The sequence below is a fragment of the Paracoccus sp. J39 genome, from assembly GCF_000518925.1.
In the GTDB taxonomy this organism is placed as follows: Bacteria; Pseudomonadota; Alphaproteobacteria; order Rhodobacterales; family Rhodobacteraceae; genus Paracoccus.
The window spans coordinates 240,610-261,180 of record NZ_JAEN01000003.1; the positions used below are offsets into that span (position 1 = coordinate 240,610).

Below are 20,571 nucleotides of genomic sequence, written 5' to 3' on the forward strand. Positions count from 1 at the left end.
GTGAAACATTTCGACGTCATCGTGATTGGCGGGGGTCATGCCGGCGTCGAGGCCGCTATGGCCGCAGCCCGCATGGGCGCGGAAACGGCGCTGGTGACGATGCATCGGGATGATATCGGTACGATGTCTTGCAACCCGGCAATCGGAGGGCTGGGCAAAGGCCATCTGGTGCGCGAAATTGACGCGATGGACGGGGTCATGGGCCGAATCGCCGATGCTGCAGGGATCCAGTTCCGGTTGTTGAATCGTCGCAAGGGCCCGGCGGTGCAGGGTCCGCGCGCGCAGGCCGATCGCCGGCTTTATCGCAAGGCCGCGGCAGCAGTGGTGACAAGCCAGCCTGGTCTGACGCAGATCCTGGGCGAGGTCACGGAACTGATGCATCAGCGGGGCCGGGTCATCGGACTACGGATGGCGGATGGGAGTGAACTGGAATCGCGGCAGGTGATCCTGACCACCGGCACCTTTCTGAACGGCCTGATCCATATTGGTGAAGTCTCACGGCCAGCCGGACGCTGGGGCGATCGGGCTTCGGTCGGACTGGCTGCTTCGCTTCGTCCACTGAACCTGCCCTTGGGCCGGTTGAAGACCGGCACGCCGCCGCGGATCCTGCGCGCAAGCATTGACTGGGACAGTCTGGACCAACAGCCGGGCGACGAAGAACCGGTCATGTTCTCTTACCTGAACGACGTGCCGCAGGTGCCCCAGATCAGCTGCGCGATCACTCATACCAATGCGGAAACGCATCGGGTGATCCGCGAGAATATCGGCCGATCTGCCATGTATGGAGGTCGGATCGACGGGGTGGGGCCGCGTTACTGCCCCTCGATCGAGGACAAGATCGTCCGATTCGCCGACAAGGATTCGCATCAGATCTTCCTGGAGCCGGAAGGGCTGGACAGCGATCTGGTCTATCCGAACGGAATTTCAACCTCTCTGCCGGAAGATGTGCAGCTGGATTATGTCCGCTCGATTCGGGGTCTGGAGCAGGCGCAGATCATGCAACCGGGCTATGCGGTGGAATATGATTACGTCGACCCACGCGCGCTGACCCCGTCTTTGGAGGTGAAGACCCTGGCCGGGTTGTTCCTGGCTGGTCAGATCAATGGCACCACCGGCTATGAGGAAGCTGCGGCGCAAGGGTTGGTGGCGGGACTGAATGCTGCTCTGAAAGCACAAGGCCGGCCGCCGCTGCATTTCAGCCGTGCGCAAAGCTATATCGGGGTGATGATAGACGATCTCGTCACGCGCGGCGTCAGCGAACCGTACCGCATGTTCACCTCGCGCGCCGAATTCCGGCTTTCGCTCCGTGCCGACAATGCCGATCAGCGCCTGACGGCCCTTGGAATCGATCTCGGTTGTGTTGGCCAGGAACGCGCGGTGCAGTTTCGTGAGAAGATGCGGCGTTATTCGGCGGCCCGGCAGCGGGCGGAATTGGTGTCTTTCACGCCTTCCGAACTGGTCCGCGCGGGGATCGAGGTGCGCCAGGACGGCGTCCGGCGCAGCCTGTTTGCCCTGTTGGCGCAACAGGAAATACCACAGGATCAAGTTCTTGCATTGGACGTCGAACTTGCCGCGCAAGATACCTCGACGATTCGGCAGCTGGCGATCGACGCGCTCTATCACCAATATACCGACCGGCAGAGCAAGGACGCCGAGCTTTTGCGCAAGGAGGAGGCGATCGCAATTCCCGCGGAGTTCGATTATGATGCCCTTTCCGGCCTGTCGAACGAGCTGAAATCCAAGCTGAAACAGCAGCAGCCCGCAACCCTCGCCGCGGCTGCGCATATCGAAGGCATGACCCCTGCCGCGCTCACGTTGATTCTGGCGGTGGTTCGAGCCGGAAGCCGTCGCAGCGCATGAGCAATGTTTCATGTGAAACAGAGCGGCTCGCCGCCTATGCCGCCTTGCTACGCAAGTGGAATCCGGCGATCAATTTGATCGCGCCTTCCACGCTTGAGCAGATTGAATCGCGCCATATCGCGGATTGCCTGCAGTTGGCCGAAATCGCCCGTAAATCGCCGGGGGACTGGGTCGATCTGGGCAGTGGCGGCGGTCTGCCGGGCATCGTTCTGGCGATCATGCGGCCGGACAGACCCTTGACGCTGGTCGAAAGCGATCAGCGCAAGGCTGCTTTCTTACGCAATGCCATACGCGAACTGTCCTTGACTGGCGCCAATGTGCTGACGGGGCGAATAGAAGAGCTGGATCGGCTTGATGCTGCCAATATCAGCGCGCGGGCGCTTGCCCCGCTTCCGCGGCTCATGGCATATGTGGATCGGCACCTGGCACCCTCCGGCACGGCTTGGCTGATGAAAGGCCGCAACTGGCAGTCCGAGGTTTCCGAGGCCCGACGTGACTGGAAATTTGACCTGACAACCCACCCGAGCGCGACAGATCCTGACGCCGCCATTCTGGAAATCACGGGAATCCGCCATGCATGAGACACGAATCATTGCTGTCGCCAACCAGAAGGGCGGGGTCGGAAAGACCACCACGGCCATCAATCTCGGCGCCGCCTTGGCCGAACAGGGTCAGCAGGTCGCCATTATCGATCTGGATCCGCAGGGAAATGCCTCCACCGGTCTGGGCGTGCCGCTGGAGGATCGCGATCTGACCTCCTACGATCTGCTGACCGGAGAGCAGGCGCTGTCCGAGACCCTGCGCGATACCACGATCGCCAATCTCCGCATCGTGCCCTCGAATCGGGACCTCGCCTCGGCGGATCTGGAACTCTCCAACCGTGCCGGCCGGACGCAGCTGCTGCGCCGCAAGCTCTCGGTGACCTCCGAGTTCGACTATATCCTGATCGACTGCCCCCCGGCGCTTGGCCTGCTTACGGTCAATGCCATGGTGGCGGCGAACAGCGTGCTGGTGCCGCTGCAGGCCGAATTCTACGCCCTCGAAGGCCTGTCGCAGCTTCTCATGACCGTGCGCGAGGTGCGCCAGACCGCCAATCCCGACCTGCGTATCGAAGGCGTGCTTCTGACCATGTCGGACAATCGCAACAACCTGTCGCAGCAGGTCGAGGCCGATGCGCGCAGCACGCTCTCCGGTCTGGTCTATCGGACGGTGATTCCGCGCAATGTCCGGTTGTCCGAGGCGCCCTCCCATGCCATGCCGGTTCTGCAATATGATCCGAATTCCAAGGGCAGCACCGCCTATCGCGAGCTCGCCAGGGAGTTCCTGTCCCGTCAACTCGCCACCGCCTGAGGAGGAACCATGGTAGAAAACAAGCTGGAAAAGCGGGGTCTTGGCCGCGGTCTCTCGGCGCTGATGGCGGATGTGGACCTGATCCCCTCCGAACGGCCCGCCCCGCGGCAGATCCTTCCGGTCGAACAGCTAACGCCCAATCCGGATCAGCCGCGCCGCAGTTTCGCCCCGGAGGCCCTGCAGGAACTGGCCGATTCTCTGAAGAACCGCGGCATGCTGCAGCCGCTGATCGTGCGGCCGCATCCGACGGATCGCGGCCTCTATCAGATTGTGGCGGGCGAACGCCGCTGGCGCGCGGCGCAGATCGCTCAGCTGCACGAAGTCCCGGTCATCGTCCGCGATCTGGACGATACCGAAGTGCTGGAAGTCGCCATTGTCGAAAACATCCAGCGCGCCGATCTGAACGCGATCGAAGAGGCAGCCTCTTACCGTCAGCTCATGGACCGTTTCGGCCATACGCAGGAGAGGCTGGCAGAGGCGCTGAACAAGAGCCGCAGCCACATTGCCAACCTGCTTCGCCTGCTGAACCTGCCCGACCAGGTCCAGGCCTGGCTCAAGGAGGGCAAGCTGACCGCCGGTCACGCCCGTGCCCTGATCACCACGCCGAATGCGGTGGAGCTGGCGCGGAAGGTAATCGAAAAAAGCCTTTCGGTGCGCGAGACCGAGGAACTGGCCCGGCGTCAGGCCGAGGGACCGAAGCCGTCCAAGCCTAGAAGCCAGAAACACGAGAAGGACGCCGATACCCGCGCCCTGGAAGGTGATCTGAGCGCGCATCTCAAGATGAAGGTGGTTATCAACCATGCCGGCGTCGATGGCGGCCAGATGGTGATCACCTATCGCGATCTGGATCAGCTGGACCGGCTCTGTCAGATCCTCGCGGGCAACTGAACACCATATATGGTGTTATTGCCAAGCAGAGAATACCAAATCAGCCGATAGCGGCCTGCAGGCCAAGAAAAAACCCCGGAAGCAACGCTCCGGGGTTTCGCATGCCGTCGGCAAGGGAAGTCAGCTGGCCGGGGTCGAACTTACTCCGACCTTCGCCGGACGCAGCAGCCGGTCGTGCAGCATGAAGCCATTGTCCATGACCTGGATGATATTGCCGGCAACGGTCCCGGGAACCGGGGCCTCGAACATCGCCTCATGCTTCTGGGGGTCGAATTTCTCGCCCACGGCGGGGGTAATGACGCTGATGCCGTGCTTGGCAAAGACGTTGTTCAACTCTCGCAGCGTCAGTTCGACGCCTTCGATCAGCGCGGCGGCGGCGGCGCGCTGCTCTTCGCCGGCAGCCTCCAGCGCACGGCTCAGCGCATCGTGCACCGGCAGAAGGTCGCGGGCCAGCCGCGAGCCGCCATATTGCTCGGCATCGCGGCGCTCCTTGTCGGCGCGCTTGCGGGCATTCTCGGCATCGGCCAGCGCGCGCATGAAGCGGTCGCGGTAATCGTCCCGCTCGGCGATCAGCGCCTCGACATCGGGCGAGGGCGCCTCATCATCGGCCAGCGGGTCAATGATCTCCTCGTCCAGCGGGCTGCCGTTCGGGTTTTCGTTCTTCATGTCCTCATCATCCTTTCCGGCCAGAGATCATCCGGCCGACAAGCTGCGCAGTATAGTCCACGATCGGCACGATGCGGCCGTAGTTCAGCCGCGTCGGACCGATGACGCCGACCGCGCCAACAATCTTTCGGTCGGCATTCATATAGGGCGAAACGACGAGAGAGGAACCGGAAAGTGAAAAAAGCTTGTTCTCGGAACCGATGAAAATGCGCACGCCCTCGCCCTGCTCGGCCAATTCCAGGAATTCGGCGATGTCGCGCTTGCGCTCCAGGTCGTCGAACAGCGTGCGGATGCGGTCCAGATCGGCCAGCTCATCCGCCAGCAGATTGGCCCGGCCGCGCACGATCAGCCGCGGATCGCTGCTTTCGCCGTCCCACAGCGCCAGGCCCGAGGCCACCAGTTCCGCGGCCATGCTGTCCAGCTTTCGCCGGCTGGCCTCGACCTCCTGCGCGACACTGCGTCGCAGCTCGGCCAGGGTGCGGCCTTCGGCCACCGCGTTCAGGAAATTCGCCGCCTCGCGCATCGAGCTGGCGGTATGGCCGGGCGGCGGGGCAAAGACCCGGTTCTCGACCCGGCCATCGGCGAAGACCAGCACCACCAGCGCCCGGTCGGGCGCGAGGCTCACGAATTCGATATGCCGGACCGGTGCCTCTTGCTTGGGCATCAGCACCAGAGAGGCGCCATGGGTCAGCGCCGACAGCGCCGTGCTGACCCGGTCCAGCATGGCGCCGGTATCGCCGCTGTCCTGGCCCAGCGTCTCGTCGATCATCTCGCGGTCGCTGGCCGAGACGGGCCCGGCCTCCATCAGCCCGTCCACGAACAGCCGCAGCCCCAGCTGCGTCGGCAGCCGTCCGGCCGAGACATGCGGATGATCCAGCAGGCCCAGATATTCCAGGTCCTGCATGACGTTGCGGATCGTGGCGGCGCTGACCTTTTCGCTCATGTCGCGGGTCAGGGTGCGCGAGCCGACGGGCTCGCCGGTGGCGAGATAGGCTTCGACCACGCGGCGAAACACCTCGCGCGAGCGGTCGTTCAGGTCGGAAAGCAGCGGAGTTTCAGGCATGGCGATCTGTTGAGGGCGTTCACGGGTTGCGGTCATGGGTGTCGGACCTGTATCTGAACGGCAAAACCCCCGAAAGGAATGAAAGATGCGCCCCTCTGGCCGGAATTTAAGTGATATGCGCCCGATTTCAATCGAAACGGGCATCATGCGCCATGCCGAGGGTTCCTGCCTGATCTCCTGCGGCGACACCCGCGTGCTCTGCTCGGCCACCATCGAGGAGAAGGCGCCGCCCTTCCTCAAGGGTTCGGGGCAGGGCTGGGTGACGGCGGAATACGGCATGCTGCCGCGCGCCACCAACAGCCGCAACCGGCGCGAGGCGGCGGCTGGCAAGCAATCCGGCCGCACGCAGGAGATCCAGCGCCTGATCGGCCGCGCCCTGCGCGCCGGGGTGGACCGCCGCGCCCTGGGCGAGCGGCAGATCGTCATCGATTGCGACGTGATCCAGGCCGATGGCGGCACCCGCTGCGCCGCGATCACCGGCGGCTGGGTGGCGCTGCGGATGGCGGTCAACAAGCTCCTGAAGGCCGGCATCGTCACCGCCGACCCGATCATGGACCATGTCGCCGCGGTGTCCTGCGGCATCTATGCCGGGCAGGCGATCCTGGACCTGGACTATGCCGAGGACAGCGAGGCCGGCACCGACGGCAATTTCATCATGACAGGGGCAGGGCGGCTGATCGAGGTGCAGATGTCGGCCGAGGGCGCCACCTTCTCGCGCCCCGAGATGAACCAGCTGCTCGACCTGGCCGAATCCGGCATCGCCGAGCTGGTCCGCGCTCAGAACGAGGCTGTCGCATGCGCAAGCTGACCGAGAAGAAGCTGCTGGTCGCGACCCACAACAAAGGGAAGCTGGACGAGATCCGCGCCATGATGGCCCCGCACGGCATCGAGGTGACCTCGGCCGGAGAGATGGGCCTGCCCGAACCGGCCGAGACCGAGTCGAGCTTCATCGGCAATGCCCGCATCAAGGCCCGCGCCGCCATGCAGGCGACCGGCCTGCCGGTGCTGGCCGATGACAGCGGCATCACCGTGGACGGGCTGGACGGCGCGCCCGGTGTCTATACCGCCGACTGGGCCGAGACCCCGCAGGGCCGCGACTTCATGCAGGCCATGACCCGCACCTGGCGCGAGCTGGACGAGCGCGGCGTGCCCGAGCCGCGCACCGCCCAGTTCCGTGCCACGCTGATCCTGCTCTGGCCCGACGGGCACGAGGAGATTTTCGAGGGCGTCGCGCCCGGGCGGCTGGTCTGGCCGCCGCGCGGCCAGCAGGGCCACGGCTACGACCCGATCTTCGTGCCCGACGGCCATGACGTGACCTATGCCGAGATGGCCCCCGCGCAGAAGAACGCCATCAGCCACCGCGCCCGCGCCTTCCGCAAGCTGGAGGCGCTCTTTGCGTAGGATCTCGACCGGCTCGCCCTTCGAAGCCGCGCTCGGCTACAGCCGCGCGGTGGTGAAGGGGCCGTGGTGCTTCGTCTCGGGCACCACCGGCTACGATTACGCGGCCATGGCCATGCCCGACAGCGCCGCCGAGCAGGCGCGCAACGCCTTCGCCACCATCTTCGCCACCCTGGCCGAGGCGGGCTTCGCGCCCGCCGACATCGTTCGGGTGCAATACACCGTCACCGACCCGGCGATCCTCGACGAGATCGCGCCGGTTCTGGGCGAGGCGATGAAAGATGCGTTACCGGCGGCGACCATGGTTGTGGCGGGGCTTATCAGACCCGAGATGAAGATCGAAATCGAAGTCACCGCCTTGAGGGAATGACCCTGGACCTGCCAGCCGCCCCCCTGCCGGACCCGGCCGCCAGCGCCCCCCTGACCGACGACTGGCGGGCAGGGGGCTTCGCGCTTTACGTCCACTGGCCCTTTTGCGCCGCGAAATGCCCCTATTGCGATTTCAACAGCCATGTCGCGGCGGTGATCGAACAGCCGCGCTGGCTGGCCGCCTATCGCGCCGAGATTGCCCGGCTGGGCCGCGATTTGCCCGGCCGGGTGCTGAACAGCATCTTCTTCGGCGGCGGCACCCCCAGCCTGATGGCGCCGGAAACCGTGGCGGGGGTGATCGAGGCCGCCCGAGCCGCCTGGCCCTTCGCCAATGACATCGAGATCACGCTGGAAGCCAACCCGACCAGCGTCGAGACAGGCCGCTTCCGCGCCTATGCGGATGCCGGCGTCAACCGGGTCTCGATGGGGGTGCAGGCGCTGAACGACGAGGATCTGCGCCGGCTGGGCCGCATGCATTCGGCGGCCGAGGCCCGCGCCGCCTTCGACATAGCCCGCGACTGTTTCGCGCGGGTCAGCTTCGACCTGATCTATGCCCGGCAGGACCAGGACCGCGCCCATTGGCGGCGCGAGCTGACCCAGGCGCTCGGCATGGCGGTGGACCACCTTTCGGCCTATCAGCTGACCATCGAGCCCGGCACCGCCTTCGGCGCCCGCCACGCCAGGGGCGGGCTGAAGGGCCTGCCCGACGACGATCTGTCCGCCGACCTGTATCTGGACACGCAAGAGATCTGCGCGGCGGCCGGGATGCCCGCCTATGAGGTCTCGAATCATGCCCGGCCGGGGGCGGAAAGCCGGCATAACCTGGTCTATTGGCGGCAGGGCGACTGGGCGGCGGTGGGGCCGGGGGCGCATGGCCGGCTGACGCTGGCCTCGGGCCGCTGGGCGACCGAGGCGCATCCGGCGCCCGGCGCCTGGTTGGAGGCCGTCGAGGCGCAGGGCCGTGGCGACAGCCATCGCGAGCTGCTGAGCCTGTCCGACCGGGCGCTGGAATATCTGCTGATGGCGATGCGGCTGGCCGAGGGGCTGGATATTCCGCGCTACCGCGCCCATGGCGCCGAATTGCCGCGGGACCGGCTGATGAATCTGGCCGAACTGGGGCTTATCTCCCTCGGAAAGGACCGGCTGGCCGCGACTCCGGCCGGCCGTCCGGTGCTCAATGCGATCCTGCGCGAACTGGCGGAGTAAGATGCGGATTCTCTGGCTCGTCACCGGCTGGCTGACCCTTGCGCTGGGGGTGATCGGGATTTTCCTGCCGGTCATGCCCACCGTGCCCTTCCTGCTGGTGGCGGTCTGGGCCTTTGCCCGCTCGTCGCCGCGGCTTGGGGCGCGCATCATGCGCCATCCGCGCTTCGGCCCGCCGATCCGCGCCTGGCGCAAGCGCGGCGTTGTCGGCCGCACGGCCAAGGTCTGGGCCGTCACCGGCATGGCGATGGGGGTGGCCTGGGCGTTGCTGCTGGGCCTCGACCCGCGCTTCATCGCCGTGCAGGTGCTGGCCTGCCTGGCCATCGGCGCCTGGCTGGTCAGCCGCCCCGAGGCCTGAGCCGCCAGCGAATACAACCTTTTGCCCACTTGTCCCCGGCCCGCTGCGGCGCGAACCTCGGCGCATCGGGTCTGAGCGGAGGACAGGACCATGGCGGACACATCGGGGGTGAAGATCCACCCCGCAGTCGACAACGGCATCAAGCCGGCCCAGCCCGGATTTTCCGGCGGCACGCTGCAATGCAAATGCGCCTCGAACCCGGTCAGGGTCGCGGTGCGGGCGCAGACCGCGCATAACCATGTCTGCGGCTGCACCAAGTGCTGGAAGCCGGACGGCGCGATCTTTTCGCAGGTGGCGGTGGTCGGCCGCGACGCGATCGAGGTGCTGGAAGGCGCCGACAAGCTGGAAATCGTCAATGCCGAGGCGCCGATCCAGCGCCATCGCTGCCGGGATTGCGGCGTGCACATGTATGGGCGGATCGAGAACAAGGACCATCCCTTCTACGGGCTGGATTTCGTCCATACCGAACTGTCGGACGAGGACGGCTGGGCGGCGCCGGAATTCGCCGCCTTCGTCAGTTCGGTGATCGAATCGGGCGTGGATCCCAGCCGTATGGACGGCATCCGCGCCCGGCTGCGCGACCTGGGGCTGGAGCCCTATGACGCGCTGTCGCCGCTGCTGATGGATGCCATCGCGACGCATATCGCCAAGCGATCGGGCGCATTGCCGGCTTGACCGGGAACGCCTCGGCGGGGATCAACTTCGGGGGCCGGTTTACCGGCCCCTGTGCCATGAGAAGACTGTGACATGAGAAGACCAAGGCCATCCCGGCCGATACGCAAGGAGAGCAAGTCATGAGAACACGCGCCGCCGTCGCCCTGGAGGCCGGGAAGCCGCTCGAGGTCATGGAGGTCAACCTCGAAGGCCCGAAGGCCGGCGAGGTCATGGTCGAGATCAAGGCCACCGGCATCTGCCACACCGACGAATTCACCCTCTCGGGCGCCGACCCCGAGGGCCTCTTCCCCTCGATCCTGGGCCATGAGGGCGCGGGCGTGGTGGTCGAGGTCGGCCCGGGCGTCACCTCGGTCAAGCCGGGCGACCATGTCATCCCGCTTTACACCCCGGAATGCCGGCAATGCGCCTCTTGCCTGTCGGGCAAGACCAATCTCTGCACCGCGATCCGCGCCACCCAGGGCCAGGGCCTGATGCCGGACGGCACCAGCCGGTTCAGCATGCTCGACGGCACGCCGATCCATCACTACATGGGCTGCTCGACCTTTTCGAACTACACCGTGCTGCCGGAAATCGCGGTGGCCAAGGTGCGCGAGGACGCGCCCTTCGATAAGATCTGCTATATCGGCTGCGGCGTCACCACCGGCATCGGCGCGGTGATCAACACCGCCAAGGTCGAGATCGGCGCCAAGGCGGTGGTCTTCGGCCTGGGCGGCATCGGGCTCAATGTGCTTCAGGGCCTGCGCCTGGCCGGCGCGGACATGATCATCGGCGTCGATCTGAACGACGACAAGAAGCCGATGGCCGAGCATTTCGGCATGACGCATTTCATCAACCCGAAGAATTGCGAGAACGTGGTCCAGGAGATCGTGAACCTGACCAAGACGCCCTTCGACCAGATCGGCGGCGCGGATTACAGCTTCGACTGCACCGGCAACGTCAAGGTGATGCGCGACGCGCTGGAATGCACGCATCGCGGCTGGGGCCAGTCCATCATCATCGGCGTGGCGCCCGCGGGGGCGGAAATCAGCACCCGCCCGTTCCAGCTGGTCACCGGCCGGGTCTGGAAAGGCACGGCCTTCGGCGGCGCCCGCGGCCGCACCGACGTGCCGCAGATCGTCGACTGGTACATGAACGGCAAGATCGAGATCGACCCGATGATCACCCATACCCTGACGCTGGACGAGATCAACAAGGGCTTCGACCTGATGCATGCGGGCGAATCGATCCGCTCGGTCGTTCTTTACTGATCCTCAAGGGCTGCTTAGTTAAAAGGACGGCGGGGACGGGCGACCGGTCCCGCCGTCAACATGAAAGGACCGATCATGGCAAAGCATTTCCACCTGGACGACGATGACGACGAGGACGAGCGCCGCCAGGAGGGCCAGAAGGACGAAGGGCTCGGCCTGCCCGAGGGTGACAAGATCGGCAAGCTCTATTTCAAGTCGCGCACGGTGATCGTCGCCGGGCCGATCACCGACAAGCTGGCGCAGCGCACCGTGGCGCATCTGCTGGCCCTGGCCGAGGACAGCGAGGAACCGATCAACATGCTGATCTCCTCGCCCGGCGGCCATGTCGAATCCGGCGACATGATCCATGACGTGATCAAGTTCATCCGTCCGACCGTGCGCACCATCGGCTCGGGCTGGGTGGCCTCGGCCGGGGCGCTGATCTTCGTCGGCGCGGACAAGGAAAACCGCTACTGCCTGCCCAATACCCGCTTCCTGATCCACCAGCCTTCCGGCGGGATCGGCGGCACTTCCTCGGACATGATGATCCAGGCCGAACAGGTGCGGCTGATGCGCGACCGGCTGAATCAGATCTTTGCCGAGGCGACCGGACAGACGGTCGAGCGGATCGAGAAGGACACCCAGCGCGATTTCTGGCTGAACACGCAGGAGGCGCTGGATTACGGCCTTCTGGGCAAGGTCATCCGCTCGGTGGACGAGCTGAAATGACGGGCCTGTTCTGATGGCGGGCGGGGCTGAGATCCTGATCCGTCCCGCCACGCCTTCCGACCACGAGGCGATCTGGACCATCCTCGGGCCGGTCTATCGCGCGGGCGAGACCTATTGCATCCCGCCCGACATCTCGCGCGAGGAGGCGCTGGCCGACTGGTTCGCCGCGCCCTTCACCGCCTTCGTGGCCGAGGTGGACGGCCGGGTGCTGGGCACCAGCCATGTCGGCCGCAACCGCCCGGGCCCGGCGGCCCATGTCGCCAATGCCAGCTTCGCCACCCATCCGGATGCGCGGGGCCGCGGCATCGCCGGGCGGCTGGTCGCCCATGCCAAGGACTGGGCGCGGGCGCAGGGCTTTCGGGCGATGCAGTTCAACTTCGTCGTCTCGACCAATGCCGATGCCGTTCATTCGTGGCAGAAAGCCGGTTTCGATATTGTCGGCCGCCTGCCCGGCGCGTTTCTTCACCCCAGGCATGGCTATGTGGACGCGCTGGTCATGTTTCACGACCTGACAGAAGGGAATCCCCATGACGCTGGCCTATGAGACCGTATCGGAAAACCGCAGCTTCGGCGGCATTCAGGGCGTCTATCGCCACCAGTCGCAGGCGACCGGCACGCCGATGACCTTTGCCGTCTACCTGCCGCCCGACGCCCGGCACGGCAAGGTGCCGGTGCTGTGGTATCTGTCGGGCCTGACCTGCACGCATGAGAACGCCATGACCAAGGCCGGGGCGCAGGAATGGGCGGCGGAATACGGCATCGCGCTGATCTTTCCCGACACCTCGCCGCGCGGCGAGGGCGTGGCCAATGACGAGGCCTATGACCTGGGCCAGGGCGCCGGCTTCTATGTCGATGCGACCCGGGAACCCTGGGCGCCGCATTTCCGCATGTGGCATTACATCACCCACGAGCTGCCCGAGCTGGTCTTCAACGCCTTCCCGCTGGACCGCGAGGCGCAGGGCATCACCGGCCATTCCATGGGCGGGCACGGCGCGCTGACCATCGCCATGACCTTCCCGGAACGCTACCGCTCAGTCTCGGCCTTCTCTCCGATCGCCAACCCCAGCGAATCCGATTGGGGCCGCAAGCAGTTCGCCGCCTATCTGGGCGAGGACAGGGCGGCGTGGAAGAAGCACGATTCGACCATCCTGATGCGGGAAAAGGGCTATCCCGGCGAGGTGCTGATCGACCAGGGCGCCAGCGACCAGTTCCTCGACCTGCTCAAGCCCGAGGCGCTGGTCCATGCCATGGCCGAGCGCCGCCAGCCCGGCGCCTTCCGCATGCAGCAGGGTTACGACCACAGCTATTTCTTCGTGCAGAGCTTCATGGCCGACCACATCCGCTGGCACGCCGAACGGCTGGCCTAGGCCGCGCGGCCGGACCGGGCGATTGATCCCATACCAATTGCCGAATTTCCCTAATACTTTGGTCCAAGGACCCGGCCCCTCGCGTTGACGTGAATGCGGCCGGGTCCGAACCTCTCCGCAGAAGGTGCTTGCGCAAGAGGAGAGGCGCAAGCTCCGTCATGCGGAGGAAAATTCATGAAAAACCTGATGAATGGCGCCTGCCTCGCGCTGCTCATGTCCGGCACGGCTGCGCTGGCCAATGACAGCGTGATGGCCGAGATCGCCAAACCCCAGCAATGGGCGATCCAGACCGGCGATTACGCGAATACCCGCTACTCGACGCTGGACCAGATCAACAAGGACAACGTCAAGGACCTGCGCGTCGCCTGGACCTTCTCGACCGGGGTGCTGCGCGGGCATGAAGGCTCGCCGCTGGTGATCGGCGACATCATGTATGTCCACACGCCCTTCCCGAACAACGTCTTCGCGCTGGACCTGAACGACAACGGCAAGATCCTGTGGCGCTACCAGCCGCAGCAGGACCCGAACGTCATCGCGGTGATGTGCTGCGATACCGTCAGCCGCGGCGTGGCCTATGCGGACGGCCTGATCCTGCTGCACCAGGCCGATACCACCCTGGTGGCGCTGGACGCCAAGACCGGGGAAGAGAAGTGGAAGGTCGTCACCGGCGATCCCGCCATCGGCGAGACCAACACCGCGACCGTGCTGCCGGTCAAGGACAAGGTGATCGTCGGCGTCTCGGGCGGCGAATACGGCGTGCGCGGCCGGGTGACGGCCTACAGCCTCGCCGACGGCTCCGAGGTCTGGAAGGCCTGGTCCACCGGCCCGGACGAGGAGATGCTGGTCGATCCCGAAAACACCACGCATCTGGGCAAGCCCATCGGCGCCGACAGCTCGCTGAACAGCTGGGAAGGCGACCAGTGGAAGATCGGCGGCGGCACCACCTGGGGCTGGTACAGCTATGACCCCGAGCTGAACCTGATCTATTACGGCACCGGCAACCCCTCGACCTGGAACCCCTCGCAGCGGCCCGGGGACAACAAGTGGTCGATGACGATCATGGCGCGGGATGCCGATACCGGCATGGCGAAATGGTTCTACCAGATGACGCCCCATGACGAATGGGACTATGACGGCGTCAACGAGATGATCCTGACCAACCAGACCATCGACGGCCAGGAACGCAAGCTGCTGACCCATTTCGACCGCAACGGCCTGGCCTATACCATGGACCGCGAGACCGGCGAGCTGCTGGTGGCCGAGAAATACGATCCGGTGGTGAACTGGACCACTGGAGTCGACATGGACCCGAATTCGGAAACCTATGGCCGCCCGGCCGTGGTCGCCGAATACTCGACCGCCCAGAACGGCGAGGACGAGAACACCACCGGCGTCTGCCCGGCCGCGCTGGGCACCAAGGACCAGCAGCCGGCGGCCTTCTCGCCCAAGACCAACCTGTTCTACGTGCCGACCAACCATGTCTGCATGGATTACGAGCCCTTCCGGGTGGCCTATACCGCCGGCCAGCCCTATGTCGGCGCGACGCTGTCCATGTATCCCGCGCCGGACAGCCATGGCGGCATGGGCAACTTCATCGCCTGGGACAACACCACGGGCCAGATCAAGTGGTCCATTCCCGAACAGTTCTCGGTCTGGTCGGGCGCGCTGGCGACGGCGGGCGACGTGGTCTTCTACGGCACGCTGGAAGGCTATCTGAAGGCCGTGGACGCCGAGACCGGCGACGAGCTCTACAAGTTCAAGACCCCTTCGGGCATCATCGGCAACGTCATGACCTATGAGCACGGCGGCAAGCAGTATATCGGCATCCTGTCCGGTGTCGGCGGCTGGGCCGGGATCGGTCTGGCGGCAGGCCTGACCAATCCCAATGACGGGCTTGGCGCGGTGGGCGGCTATGCCTCGCTGTCGCAATACACCGAGCTGGGCGGCCAGCTGACCGTGTTCGAGCTGCCGGGCTAATACTTTGGTGCCGAAAAGCAAACTGTGACTCGAAACCTGCCGCCCCAAGGGTAACCTTGGGGCGCCATCATCTTCGGGTGACAGCCAGGGAGGAAATTCATGACCAGCAAGACGACCGCCAGCCTGATGGCGATCTGTGTCGCATGCGCGGCCGGCGCCATCGCCGGAACGGCCCTTGCGCAGACCACCGACCCGCCGCCGCCGGCCCAGGCCGGAGCGGGCGCCGCCGCCGCCGTCTCGGGCGACGCGCAGCAGCAGCAGCAAGCCGCCGATGCGCCCGCCGAGGCGGCCCCGGCCGGCGAGGAGGAGGAGGACCTGGAGGTCCAGGAACAGGGCGGCAAGCTCGTGCTGCCGAACGGCCAGGACATCACCCCCGACCATATGGAGAACGGCCGCTGGTATACGGCCGAGGACATACCGACCTTCAAGATCGCCGAGGACGGGACGGTCGATTACTCGACCTTCTCGGGCTATCGCCGCTATTCGGCGGAATGCCATGTCTGCCACGGCCCGGACGGCGAGGGCTCCACCTATGCGCCGGCGCTGAAGAACTCGGTGCTCAAGCTCGACTATTACGAGTTCCAGGAGATCGTCGCCTCGGGCAAGCAGGACGTGAACACGGCCGCCAATCTGGTCATGCCGGCATTCGGCACCAACAAGAACGTCTGGTGCTATATCGACGACATCTATGTCTATCTGCTGGCGCGGGGCGCGGGCGACCTGCCGCGCGGCCGCCCGGGCAAGAGAGAGGACAAGTCCGATGACTTCACCGCGCAGGAAGATTCCTGCATGAACGGATGAGACGCGCATCCGCCCTTGTCGTCCTGCTGATCTGCGCCGCGCTGCCCGCGTCGGCGCAGGTCGCCGACCTGCGCTCCAAGACCGAGTTCCGGGTCTGCGCCGATCCCGCCGCCGTCCCGATGTCCTCCGAGGACGGCTCGGGCTTCGAGAACCGCATCGCCGGGCTTTTCGGGGAAAAGCTGGGCCTGCCGGTGGTCTATACCTGGTTCCCGCAGGGCTCGGGCTTCATCCGCAAGACCCTGCGGGCCGGGCTGTGCGACGTCGTCATCGGCTATGCTCAGGGCGACGAGATGGTGCAGAACACCAATCACTACTACACCTCGGCCTATGGCATCGTGACGCGCAAGGACAGCCCGCTGGCCTCGGTCGACACGCTCACGGACCCGGCGCTGAAGGATCGTCCGATCGGCGTCGTGGCCGGCACGCCGCCGGCGACCCATCTGGCGCGGGCGGGGCTGGCCAAGGACATGCGCGGCTGGGACCTGTTCGTGGACCGCCGGGTCGAGAATCCGGTCGGCGACATGCTGGCGCAGGTGAAATCGGGCGAGCTGGCGGCGGCGGTGATCTGGGGACCGCTGGCCGGGCCGCTGGTCAAGCAGGACCCCGATCTGCAATTCACCCCGCTGCTCAAGGAAAGCTCGGGGCCGCGGCTGTTCTTCCGCATCACCATGGGCGTGCGGCTGGAGGAACAGGAATGGAAGCGGGAACTCAACAGCCTGATCCGCCGCCACCAGGACGAGATCGACGCGATCCTGCGCGATGCCGGGGTGCCGCTGCTGGACGATTACGGCAAGGCGCTGAAGCCATGACCCGGCTCTGGGCGGTGCTGGCGATCTGCCTTGCCGGCGCCGCCCGCGCCGAGGTGCCCGAGCCGCAGGATTATCGCGGCGAGCCCTATCGTTCCGAAACCCCGGCGACGCTGGCCGGGGCGCGCGTGATCGACGCCGCCGAGGCGATGCGGCTGCACGGGCAGGGCGTGCCCTTCATCGACGTGCTGCCCCGGACCGCCCGGCCCGAGGGCCTGCCCGAAGGCACGCTGTGGAACGAGCCGCCGCACCTGTCCATTCCCGGCGCGGTCTGGCTTTACGATACCGGCTACGACCGGCTGGCCAATGCGGAACAGGCGCGGCTGGCCGAGGGGCTGGCGCGGCTTTCCGGCGGCGACAAGGCGGCGCCGATGGTGATCTTCTGCAAGCGCGATTGCTGGATGAGCTGGAACGCCGGCAAGCGCGCCGTGGCGCTGGGTTATCGCGGCGTGATCTGGTTTCCCGACGGCGTCGAGGGCTGGCAGGAACAGGGCGGCACGCTCGAGCCCGTCACTCCTGCCGGCCCGTGAACGGCCCGAAGGCGCGGGGTCCGTCCGGCAGCGCGATCCGGCGGGTGACCGTCAGGCTGGCCGCGTCGATCCAGACCAGCGTGTTCGAATCCCAATGCGCCACCACTACGCCCGAGCCGTCGGGCAGGGGCGCGATGCCTTCGGGATAGTCGCCCGTCGCGATGCGCCCCAGAACCTCCAGCCGCTGCGGATCGAAGACCGTGACCGTCCCGGCATATTGGTCGGTGACGAAGCCGCGCCCGCCGGCGAAGGCGATGCCATAGGGGTGGCTGCCGGTCGGCACCTGCCCCAGCAGCCTGCCGGTTTCCGGCGCGATGACGCTGACCCGGTCGCCCATCACGTCCACCGACCACAGCCGCCCGTCATGGAAGGCGATGGCATAGGGATGCCCTCCCACCGCCACGCGCGACTTCAGCGCCCCGGTCGCGGCGTCGTAGATCGAGACCCGGTCGTCGTCGCGATCCGCCGTCGCGACCAGCGCGCCGTCGCTGGCCACCCCGGCCGGGGCGCGGCCGGTCGGCACGGTCCAGACGGTCTCCAGCGCCGCATCCAGCCGCATCAGCCGCTGCCGATACCATTCGGTGACGAAGATCCCGCCGCCCGGCGCCAGGGCGATGCCGAAGGCGCCCTTGGGCAGCGCCTTGGTGCGGATCACCGCGCCGGCCTCGTCCAGCACGGTCAGCAGGCCGGTCTCGGCCGAGATCACGTAGGCCCGGCCGTGCGCGGGATCGTATGCCACGGGTGCCGGCGCGCCCGCGACGGGCGTTTCGGCCAGCACCGCGCCGGTCGCCAGATCGACCACCGAGACCGCTCCGGCGTTCTGCGAGGTGACGAAGCCCAGATCGCCCGCCCGCGCGATGCCGGGGCCGATCAGCAGCAACAGCGCGACGACGGCGCGGATCATTCCGCCTTGCCGAACCTTTCGGCCAGCGCGTCCAGGCCGGCCCGATAGACCCCGGTCACGGCCTGGATCGCCGCCTCGTCGTTCAGCTCGGGGGGCGGCTCGTTGTTCGGATAGCCGCGATAGAAGCCGCCCTTCCAGCTGACCAGCGCCTTGCCGCCCTCGTCCTGGACGCAAAGCGTGGCGGCATAGTTCGTCACCGGCAGCACGCTTACCTCGACCTCGCTGATGCGATAGGCGTAGCAGCGTTTCTCGGGCTGCCATTTCGACAGGACTTCGGTGATGGTCGGATCGCCGGCATCGGCCTTGAGATGCAGCACCCGGGTCGAGGTCTCGGGCCGGTCGGCCGATCCGTCTCCGGCCAACTCCAGGCTGGCGATGGCGGGGTGCCAGCTCATGTCGTCGAACCTGCCGATCGCGGCCCAGACCTCGTCGGGGCCGGCGTCCAGCTTCTGCTGCATCTCCAGCTTCAGCCGCACCGGCCCATGCGCTTCGGCCGCCGGGGCCAGCGCCATGGCCGCGCCCATCGTCAGGGCCAGCAGTCGGATCATCCCTTATTCCTCCCGAAAGATGATGTTCTTGAGCAGATAGCGATAGCCGCGGCGAAAGCTTTCATCGGTATTGCCGCGGATATCGACCACGCCGGCGCGCAGCGTTCCGCCGCTTTCGGCATCGCGGATATAAAGGTTCAGCGTCAGGATCAGGTTCGAGACCTTCTGCACCTCGCCCGAGATGGCGTATTGCGCGCCCATCTCGCGCGCGATGCGGCTGTCGCTGCCGTTGGACTGGGTCGGGTTCTTGATCCGCGCCACCTGGTCGGCGGGCGGCTCAAGCAGGGTGAAGCCGCGGCCGCGCAGATCCTCGGCGATGACCGTCTCGGCCATCTCGACGCGGCGGGTCTCGTCCTCGCGCACGCCGTTGACGGCGCCTTCGGTCGAGGTGTCGATGAAATGCAGGCCGAACCAGACCGCGCTGCCGGGCGGCGCGGCAGCGCCGCCGGCAGGCTGGGCCGCCCCCGGGCCCGGCCCGGCCAGCGCGGCGGCGCAAAGGATCAGGATGAGCCGCAGGAATGCCATGCGCCGACCATGCGCCCGGGTCGCGCGCCCGTCCATAGGACAAAGGTATAGGGTGATTTTCCCCGGTCGCATCCGGGGCATTTGCCGGGTTGGCGCGGGCGGATCGACCCGGCATGATGCCGGGGGGAGGACGGCCATGAAAGGCAGAATCATCATACTTTTGGCTGGGTTGTCCATGGCAGGCCCGGCCCTCGCGCAAGATTCCGCGCAGCCGCAGACGGTGCGCGCCGCGGTGCTGCGGGTGGACGTGCCGCGCCTGCCACCGATCTCGCGGCTGGATGCGCCGCCCGGGGATCTGGGCTTTGCCGGGGCGCGGCTGGCGATCGAGGACAACGACACCACCGGCCGTTTCATGGGCCAGGATTTCGAGGCGCTGGAGGTCACCGCCACCCCCGAGACCGCCCCGGCCGAGATGGACAAGCTGCTGGCCGAGGGCATCCCCTTCATCGTCACGCTGGCCGGCGATGCCGAGACGCTGGCGCTGGCCGATCAGGCCGGGGACCGGGCGCTGGTGCTGAACGCGCTGGCGCGCGGCGACAACCTGCGCGGCAAGGACTGCCGCTTCAACGTGATCCATGCCGCGCCCAGCCATGCCATGCTGGCCGATGCGCTGGCGCAGTTCCTGATGTGGAAGAAATGGCCGAACTGGTTCCTGATCGCCGGCAGCCATCCCGAGGACGTGGCCCTGGCCGATGCCTATCGCCGCGCCGCCGCCAAGTTCGGCGCCCGGATCGTCGAGGAGCGCACCTATGAGGATACCGGTGGCAGCCGGCGCAGCGACAGCGGCCATGTGCAGGTCCAACAGCAGATGCCGGTCTTTACCCAGCGCGCGCCGGCCCATGACGTGCTGATCGCTGCGGACGAGAACGACGTCTTCGCCAACTGGCTGCCCTATGCGACATGGGACCCGCGCCCGGTCGCCGGCTCGGCCGGGCTGGTGCCGCGCAGCTGGGCCCCCTCGCTGGAGGCTTGGGGCGCGACGCAGTTCCAGAACCGCTTCGAGAAGCTCGCCAACCGCCCGATCCGCGAGGAGGATTACCAGACCTGGGTGGCGCTGCGCATGATCGGCGAGGCGGCGACCCGGACGCAAAGCACCGACCCCGCCACGCTGAAGGAGTTCGTGCTGTCCGAGAATTTCGAGGTGGCGGGCTTCAAGGGCCAGAAGCTGACGATCCGCGACTGGGACCACCAGCTGCGCCAGCCGATCCTGCTGGCGACGCCTTCCGTGACCGCTTCGGTCAGCCCGCAGGACCAGTATCTGCACCAAAGCTCGGCGCTGGATTCGCTGGGCATCGACCGGCCCGAAACCGAATGCAAGTTCTGAGGTG

Annotated in this window: 24 protein-coding genes; 19 read left to right on the forward strand and 5 right to left on the reverse strand. The window is 66.5% G+C overall.

From position 1 onward, the window contains the following. Genes mnmG through L632_RS0104610 form a run of 4 tightly spaced genes read left to right on the forward strand, consistent with a single transcriptional unit; the run spans nt 1 to nt 4,098 of the window. Nucleotides 1-1,860: a tRNA uridine-5-carboxymethylaminomethyl(34) synthesis enzyme MnmG gene (gene mnmG / locus L632_RS0104595; protein WP_028716419.1), complete on the forward strand. Its 1,860-nt coding sequence runs from the start codon at nt 1-3 to the stop codon at nt 1,858-1,860. Next, nucleotides 1,857-2,441, forward strand: coding sequence for a 16S rRNA (guanine(527)-N(7))-methyltransferase RsmG (rsmG, locus tag L632_RS0104600; RefSeq protein ID WP_028711760.1), 585 nt, complete (start codon nt 1,857-1,859; stop codon nt 2,439-2,441). The genes mnmG and rsmG overlap by 4 nt, the downstream gene beginning before the upstream one ends. Then, nucleotides 2,434-3,210, forward strand: coding sequence for a ParA family protein (locus L632_RS0104605; protein WP_028711761.1), 777 nt, complete (start codon nt 2,434-2,436; stop codon nt 3,208-3,210). Before rsmG ends, L632_RS0104605 begins: the two co-directional genes overlap by 8 nt. 9 nt (nt 3,211-3,219) lie before the next feature. Next, nucleotides 3,220-4,098, forward strand: coding sequence for a ParB/RepB/Spo0J family partition protein (locus L632_RS0104610; protein WP_028716420.1), 879 nt, complete (start codon nt 3,220-3,222; stop codon nt 4,096-4,098). A gap of 120 nt (nt 4,099-4,218) precedes the next feature. Here L632_RS0104610 and L632_RS0104615 read toward each other — a convergent pair whose 3' ends face one another. Continuing rightward, nucleotides 4,219-4,764, reverse strand: a complete 546-nt coding sequence (locus tag L632_RS0104615; protein WP_028711763.1) for a nucleotide exchange factor GrpE — start codon at nt 4,762-4,764, stop codon at nt 4,219-4,221. A 7-nt stretch (nt 4,765-4,771) separates the two neighbouring features. Next, complete coding sequence (gene hrcA, locus L632_RS0104620; protein ID WP_028711764.1) at nt 4,772-5,827, reverse strand: heat-inducible transcriptional repressor HrcA; 1,056 nt, start codon at nt 5,825-5,827, stop codon at nt 4,772-4,774. 85 nt (nt 5,828-5,912) lie between these two features. On the opposite strand from hrcA, the gene rph reads away from it, so the two are divergent. The 14 genes from rph (at nt 5,913) to L632_RS0104690 (ending at nt 17,266) form a co-directional block, all read left to right on the forward strand. Next, the gene (rph, locus tag L632_RS0104625) at nt 5,913-6,635 is read left to right on the forward strand and encodes a ribonuclease PH (RefSeq protein WP_028711765.1); all 723 of its coding nucleotides are present in this window, start codon (nt 5,913-5,915) and stop codon (nt 6,633-6,635) included. Next, complete coding sequence (rdgB, locus tag L632_RS0104630; RefSeq protein ID WP_028711766.1) at nt 6,623-7,228, forward strand: RdgB/HAM1 family non-canonical purine NTP pyrophosphatase; 606 nt, start codon at nt 6,623-6,625, stop codon at nt 7,226-7,228. Before rph ends, rdgB begins: the two co-directional genes overlap by 13 nt. Beyond that, nucleotides 7,221-7,595 (forward strand): RidA family protein, encoded by a 375-nt coding sequence (locus L632_RS0104635; protein WP_028711767.1) that lies wholly within the window; start codon nt 7,221-7,223, stop codon nt 7,593-7,595. Before rdgB ends, L632_RS0104635 begins: the two co-directional genes overlap by 8 nt. After that, nucleotides 7,592-8,800, forward strand: a complete 1,209-nt coding sequence (hemW, locus tag L632_RS0104640) for a radical SAM family heme chaperone HemW (RefSeq protein WP_051476376.1) — start codon at nt 7,592-7,594, stop codon at nt 8,798-8,800. The genes L632_RS0104635 and hemW overlap by 4 nt, the downstream gene beginning before the upstream one ends. A 1-nt stretch (nt 8,801) precedes the next feature. After that, nucleotides 8,802-9,155, forward strand: a complete 354-nt coding sequence (locus L632_RS0104645; RefSeq protein ID WP_028711769.1) for a YbaN family protein — start codon at nt 8,802-8,804, stop codon at nt 9,153-9,155. A gap of 90 nt (nt 9,156-9,245) precedes the next feature. Further along, nucleotides 9,246-9,830 carry an S-(hydroxymethyl)glutathione synthase gene (gene gfa, locus L632_RS0104650; protein WP_028711770.1) on the forward strand — a complete coding sequence of 195 codons (585 nt, stop codon included), beginning with the start codon at nt 9,246-9,248 and terminating at the stop codon, nt 9,828-9,830. A gap of 119 nt (nt 9,831-9,949) precedes the next feature. Then, nucleotides 9,950-11,077: an S-(hydroxymethyl)glutathione dehydrogenase/class III alcohol dehydrogenase gene (locus tag L632_RS0104655; protein ID WP_028711771.1), complete on the forward strand. Its 1,128-nt coding sequence runs from the start codon at nt 9,950-9,952 to the stop codon at nt 11,075-11,077. A 75-nt stretch (nt 11,078-11,152) separates the two neighbouring features. Further along, nucleotides 11,153-11,785 carry an ATP-dependent Clp protease proteolytic subunit gene (locus L632_RS0104660; RefSeq protein WP_028711772.1) on the forward strand — a complete coding sequence of 211 codons (633 nt, stop codon included), beginning with the start codon at nt 11,153-11,155 and terminating at the stop codon, nt 11,783-11,785. A gap of 13 nt (nt 11,786-11,798) precedes the next feature. Then, a complete protein-coding gene (locus L632_RS0104665; RefSeq protein WP_036697302.1) occupies nt 11,799-12,329 on the forward strand; it encodes a GNAT family N-acetyltransferase in 531 nt (176 codons plus the stop codon). After that, on the forward strand, nt 12,313-13,152 hold the full coding sequence (gene fghA / locus L632_RS0104670; RefSeq protein ID WP_028711774.1) for an S-formylglutathione hydrolase: 840 nt from the start codon (nt 12,313-12,315) through the stop codon (nt 13,150-13,152). The genes L632_RS0104665 and fghA overlap by 17 nt, the downstream gene beginning before the upstream one ends. A 174-nt stretch (nt 13,153-13,326) precedes the next feature. Then, nucleotides 13,327-15,129, forward strand: coding sequence for a methanol/ethanol family PQQ-dependent dehydrogenase (locus L632_RS0104675; RefSeq protein WP_028711775.1), 1,803 nt, complete (start codon nt 13,327-13,329; stop codon nt 15,127-15,129). A 381-nt stretch (nt 15,130-15,510) separates the two neighbouring features. Beyond that, a complete protein-coding gene (locus L632_RS23760; protein ID WP_084637774.1) occupies nt 15,511-15,930 on the forward strand; it encodes a c-type cytochrome, methanol metabolism-related in 420 nt (139 codons plus the stop codon). After that, complete coding sequence (locus L632_RS0104685; protein WP_028711777.1) at nt 15,927-16,739, forward strand: substrate-binding domain-containing protein; 813 nt, start codon at nt 15,927-15,929, stop codon at nt 16,737-16,739. The genes L632_RS23760 and L632_RS0104685 overlap by 4 nt, the downstream gene beginning before the upstream one ends. Beyond that, nucleotides 16,736-17,266, forward strand: coding sequence for a PQQ-dependent catabolism-associated CXXCW motif protein (locus L632_RS0104690; protein ID WP_028716422.1), 531 nt, complete (start codon nt 16,736-16,738; stop codon nt 17,264-17,266). Before L632_RS0104685 ends, L632_RS0104690 begins: the two co-directional genes overlap by 4 nt. Here L632_RS0104690 and L632_RS0104695 read toward each other — a convergent pair. From L632_RS0104695 to L632_RS0104705, 3 genes are read right to left on the reverse strand one after another with little or no spacing between them, the layout of a single operon-like run. After that, on the reverse strand, nt 17,247-18,170 hold the full coding sequence (locus tag L632_RS0104695) for a YncE family protein (RefSeq protein ID WP_051416141.1): 924 nt from the start codon (nt 18,168-18,170) through the stop codon (nt 17,247-17,249). The two genes, L632_RS0104690 and L632_RS0104695, sit on opposite strands and share 20 nt — an antisense overlap. Continuing rightward, a complete protein-coding gene (locus tag L632_RS0104700) occupies nt 18,167-18,718 on the reverse strand; it encodes an SRPBCC family protein (protein WP_028711780.1) in 552 nt (183 codons plus the stop codon). The genes L632_RS0104695 and L632_RS0104700 overlap by 4 nt, the downstream gene beginning before the upstream one ends. A 3-nt stretch (nt 18,719-18,721) precedes the next feature. Next, nucleotides 18,722-19,243, reverse strand: a complete 522-nt coding sequence (locus tag L632_RS0104705; RefSeq protein WP_028711781.1) for a DUF3280 domain-containing protein — start codon at nt 19,241-19,243, stop codon at nt 18,722-18,724. Nucleotides 19,244-19,418: 175 nt separating this feature from the next. Here L632_RS0104705 and L632_RS0104710 point away from each other — a divergent pair, with 175 nt between their 5' ends. After that, on the forward strand, nt 19,419-20,567 hold the full coding sequence (locus L632_RS0104710) for an ABC transporter substrate-binding protein (protein ID WP_232215658.1): 1,149 nt from the start codon (nt 19,419-19,421) through the stop codon (nt 20,565-20,567). Nucleotides 20,568-20,571 lie beyond the last annotated feature (4 nt).

Bases quoted from the DNA above. Each gene is read 5' to 3' on its own strand.
- rsmG (WP_028711760.1), top strand. From the start codon at position 1,857: ATGAGCAATGTTTCATGTGAAACAGAGCGGCTCGCCGCCTATGCCGCC.
- L632_RS0104605 (WP_028711761.1), top strand. From the start codon at position 2,434: ATGCATGAGACACGAATCATTGCTGTCGCCAACCAGAAGGGCGGGGTC.
- L632_RS0104610 (WP_028716420.1), top strand. From the start codon at position 3,220: ATGGTAGAAAACAAGCTGGAAAAGCGGGGTCTTGGCCGCGGTCTCTCG.
- L632_RS0104615 (WP_028711763.1), bottom strand. From the start codon at position 4,764: ATGAAGAACGAAAACCCGAACGGCAGCCCGCTGGACGAGGAGATCATT.
- hrcA (WP_028711764.1), bottom strand. From the start codon at position 5,827: ATGCCTGAAACTCCGCTGCTTTCCGACCTGAACGACCGCTCGCGCGAG.
- rph (WP_028711765.1), top strand. From the start codon at position 5,913: ATGCGCCCCTCTGGCCGGAATTTAAGTGATATGCGCCCGATTTCAATC.
- rdgB (WP_028711766.1), top strand. From the start codon at position 6,623: ATGCGCAAGCTGACCGAGAAGAAGCTGCTGGTCGCGACCCACAACAAA.
- hemW (WP_051476376.1), top strand. From the start codon at position 7,592: ATGACCCTGGACCTGCCAGCCGCCCCCCTGCCGGACCCGGCCGCCAGC.
- L632_RS0104645 (WP_028711769.1), top strand. From the start codon at position 8,802: ATGCGGATTCTCTGGCTCGTCACCGGCTGGCTGACCCTTGCGCTGGGG.
- gfa (WP_028711770.1), top strand. From the start codon at position 9,246: ATGGCGGACACATCGGGGGTGAAGATCCACCCCGCAGTCGACAACGGC.
- L632_RS0104655 (WP_028711771.1), top strand. From the start codon at position 9,950: ATGAGAACACGCGCCGCCGTCGCCCTGGAGGCCGGGAAGCCGCTCGAG.
- L632_RS0104660 (WP_028711772.1), top strand. From the start codon at position 11,153: ATGGCAAAGCATTTCCACCTGGACGACGATGACGACGAGGACGAGCGC.
- L632_RS0104665 (WP_036697302.1), top strand. From the start codon at position 11,799: ATGGCGGGCGGGGCTGAGATCCTGATCCGTCCCGCCACGCCTTCCGAC.
- fghA (WP_028711774.1), top strand. From the start codon at position 12,313: ATGACGCTGGCCTATGAGACCGTATCGGAAAACCGCAGCTTCGGCGGC.
- L632_RS0104675 (WP_028711775.1), top strand. From the start codon at position 13,327: ATGAAAAACCTGATGAATGGCGCCTGCCTCGCGCTGCTCATGTCCGGC.
- L632_RS23760 (WP_084637774.1), top strand. From the start codon at position 15,511: ATGGAGAACGGCCGCTGGTATACGGCCGAGGACATACCGACCTTCAAG.
- L632_RS0104685 (WP_028711777.1), top strand. From the start codon at position 15,927: ATGAGACGCGCATCCGCCCTTGTCGTCCTGCTGATCTGCGCCGCGCTG.
- L632_RS0104690 (WP_028716422.1), top strand. From the start codon at position 16,736: ATGACCCGGCTCTGGGCGGTGCTGGCGATCTGCCTTGCCGGCGCCGCC.
- L632_RS0104695 (WP_051416141.1), bottom strand. From the start codon at position 18,170: ATGATCCGCGCCGTCGTCGCGCTGTTGCTGCTGATCGGCCCCGGCATC.
- L632_RS0104700 (WP_028711780.1), bottom strand. From the start codon at position 18,718: ATGATCCGACTGCTGGCCCTGACGATGGGCGCGGCCATGGCGCTGGCC.
- L632_RS0104705 (WP_028711781.1), bottom strand. From the start codon at position 19,243: ATGGCATTCCTGCGGCTCATCCTGATCCTTTGCGCCGCCGCGCTGGCC.
- L632_RS0104710 (WP_232215658.1), top strand. From the start codon at position 19,419: ATGGCAGGCCCGGCCCTCGCGCAAGATTCCGCGCAGCCGCAGACGGTG.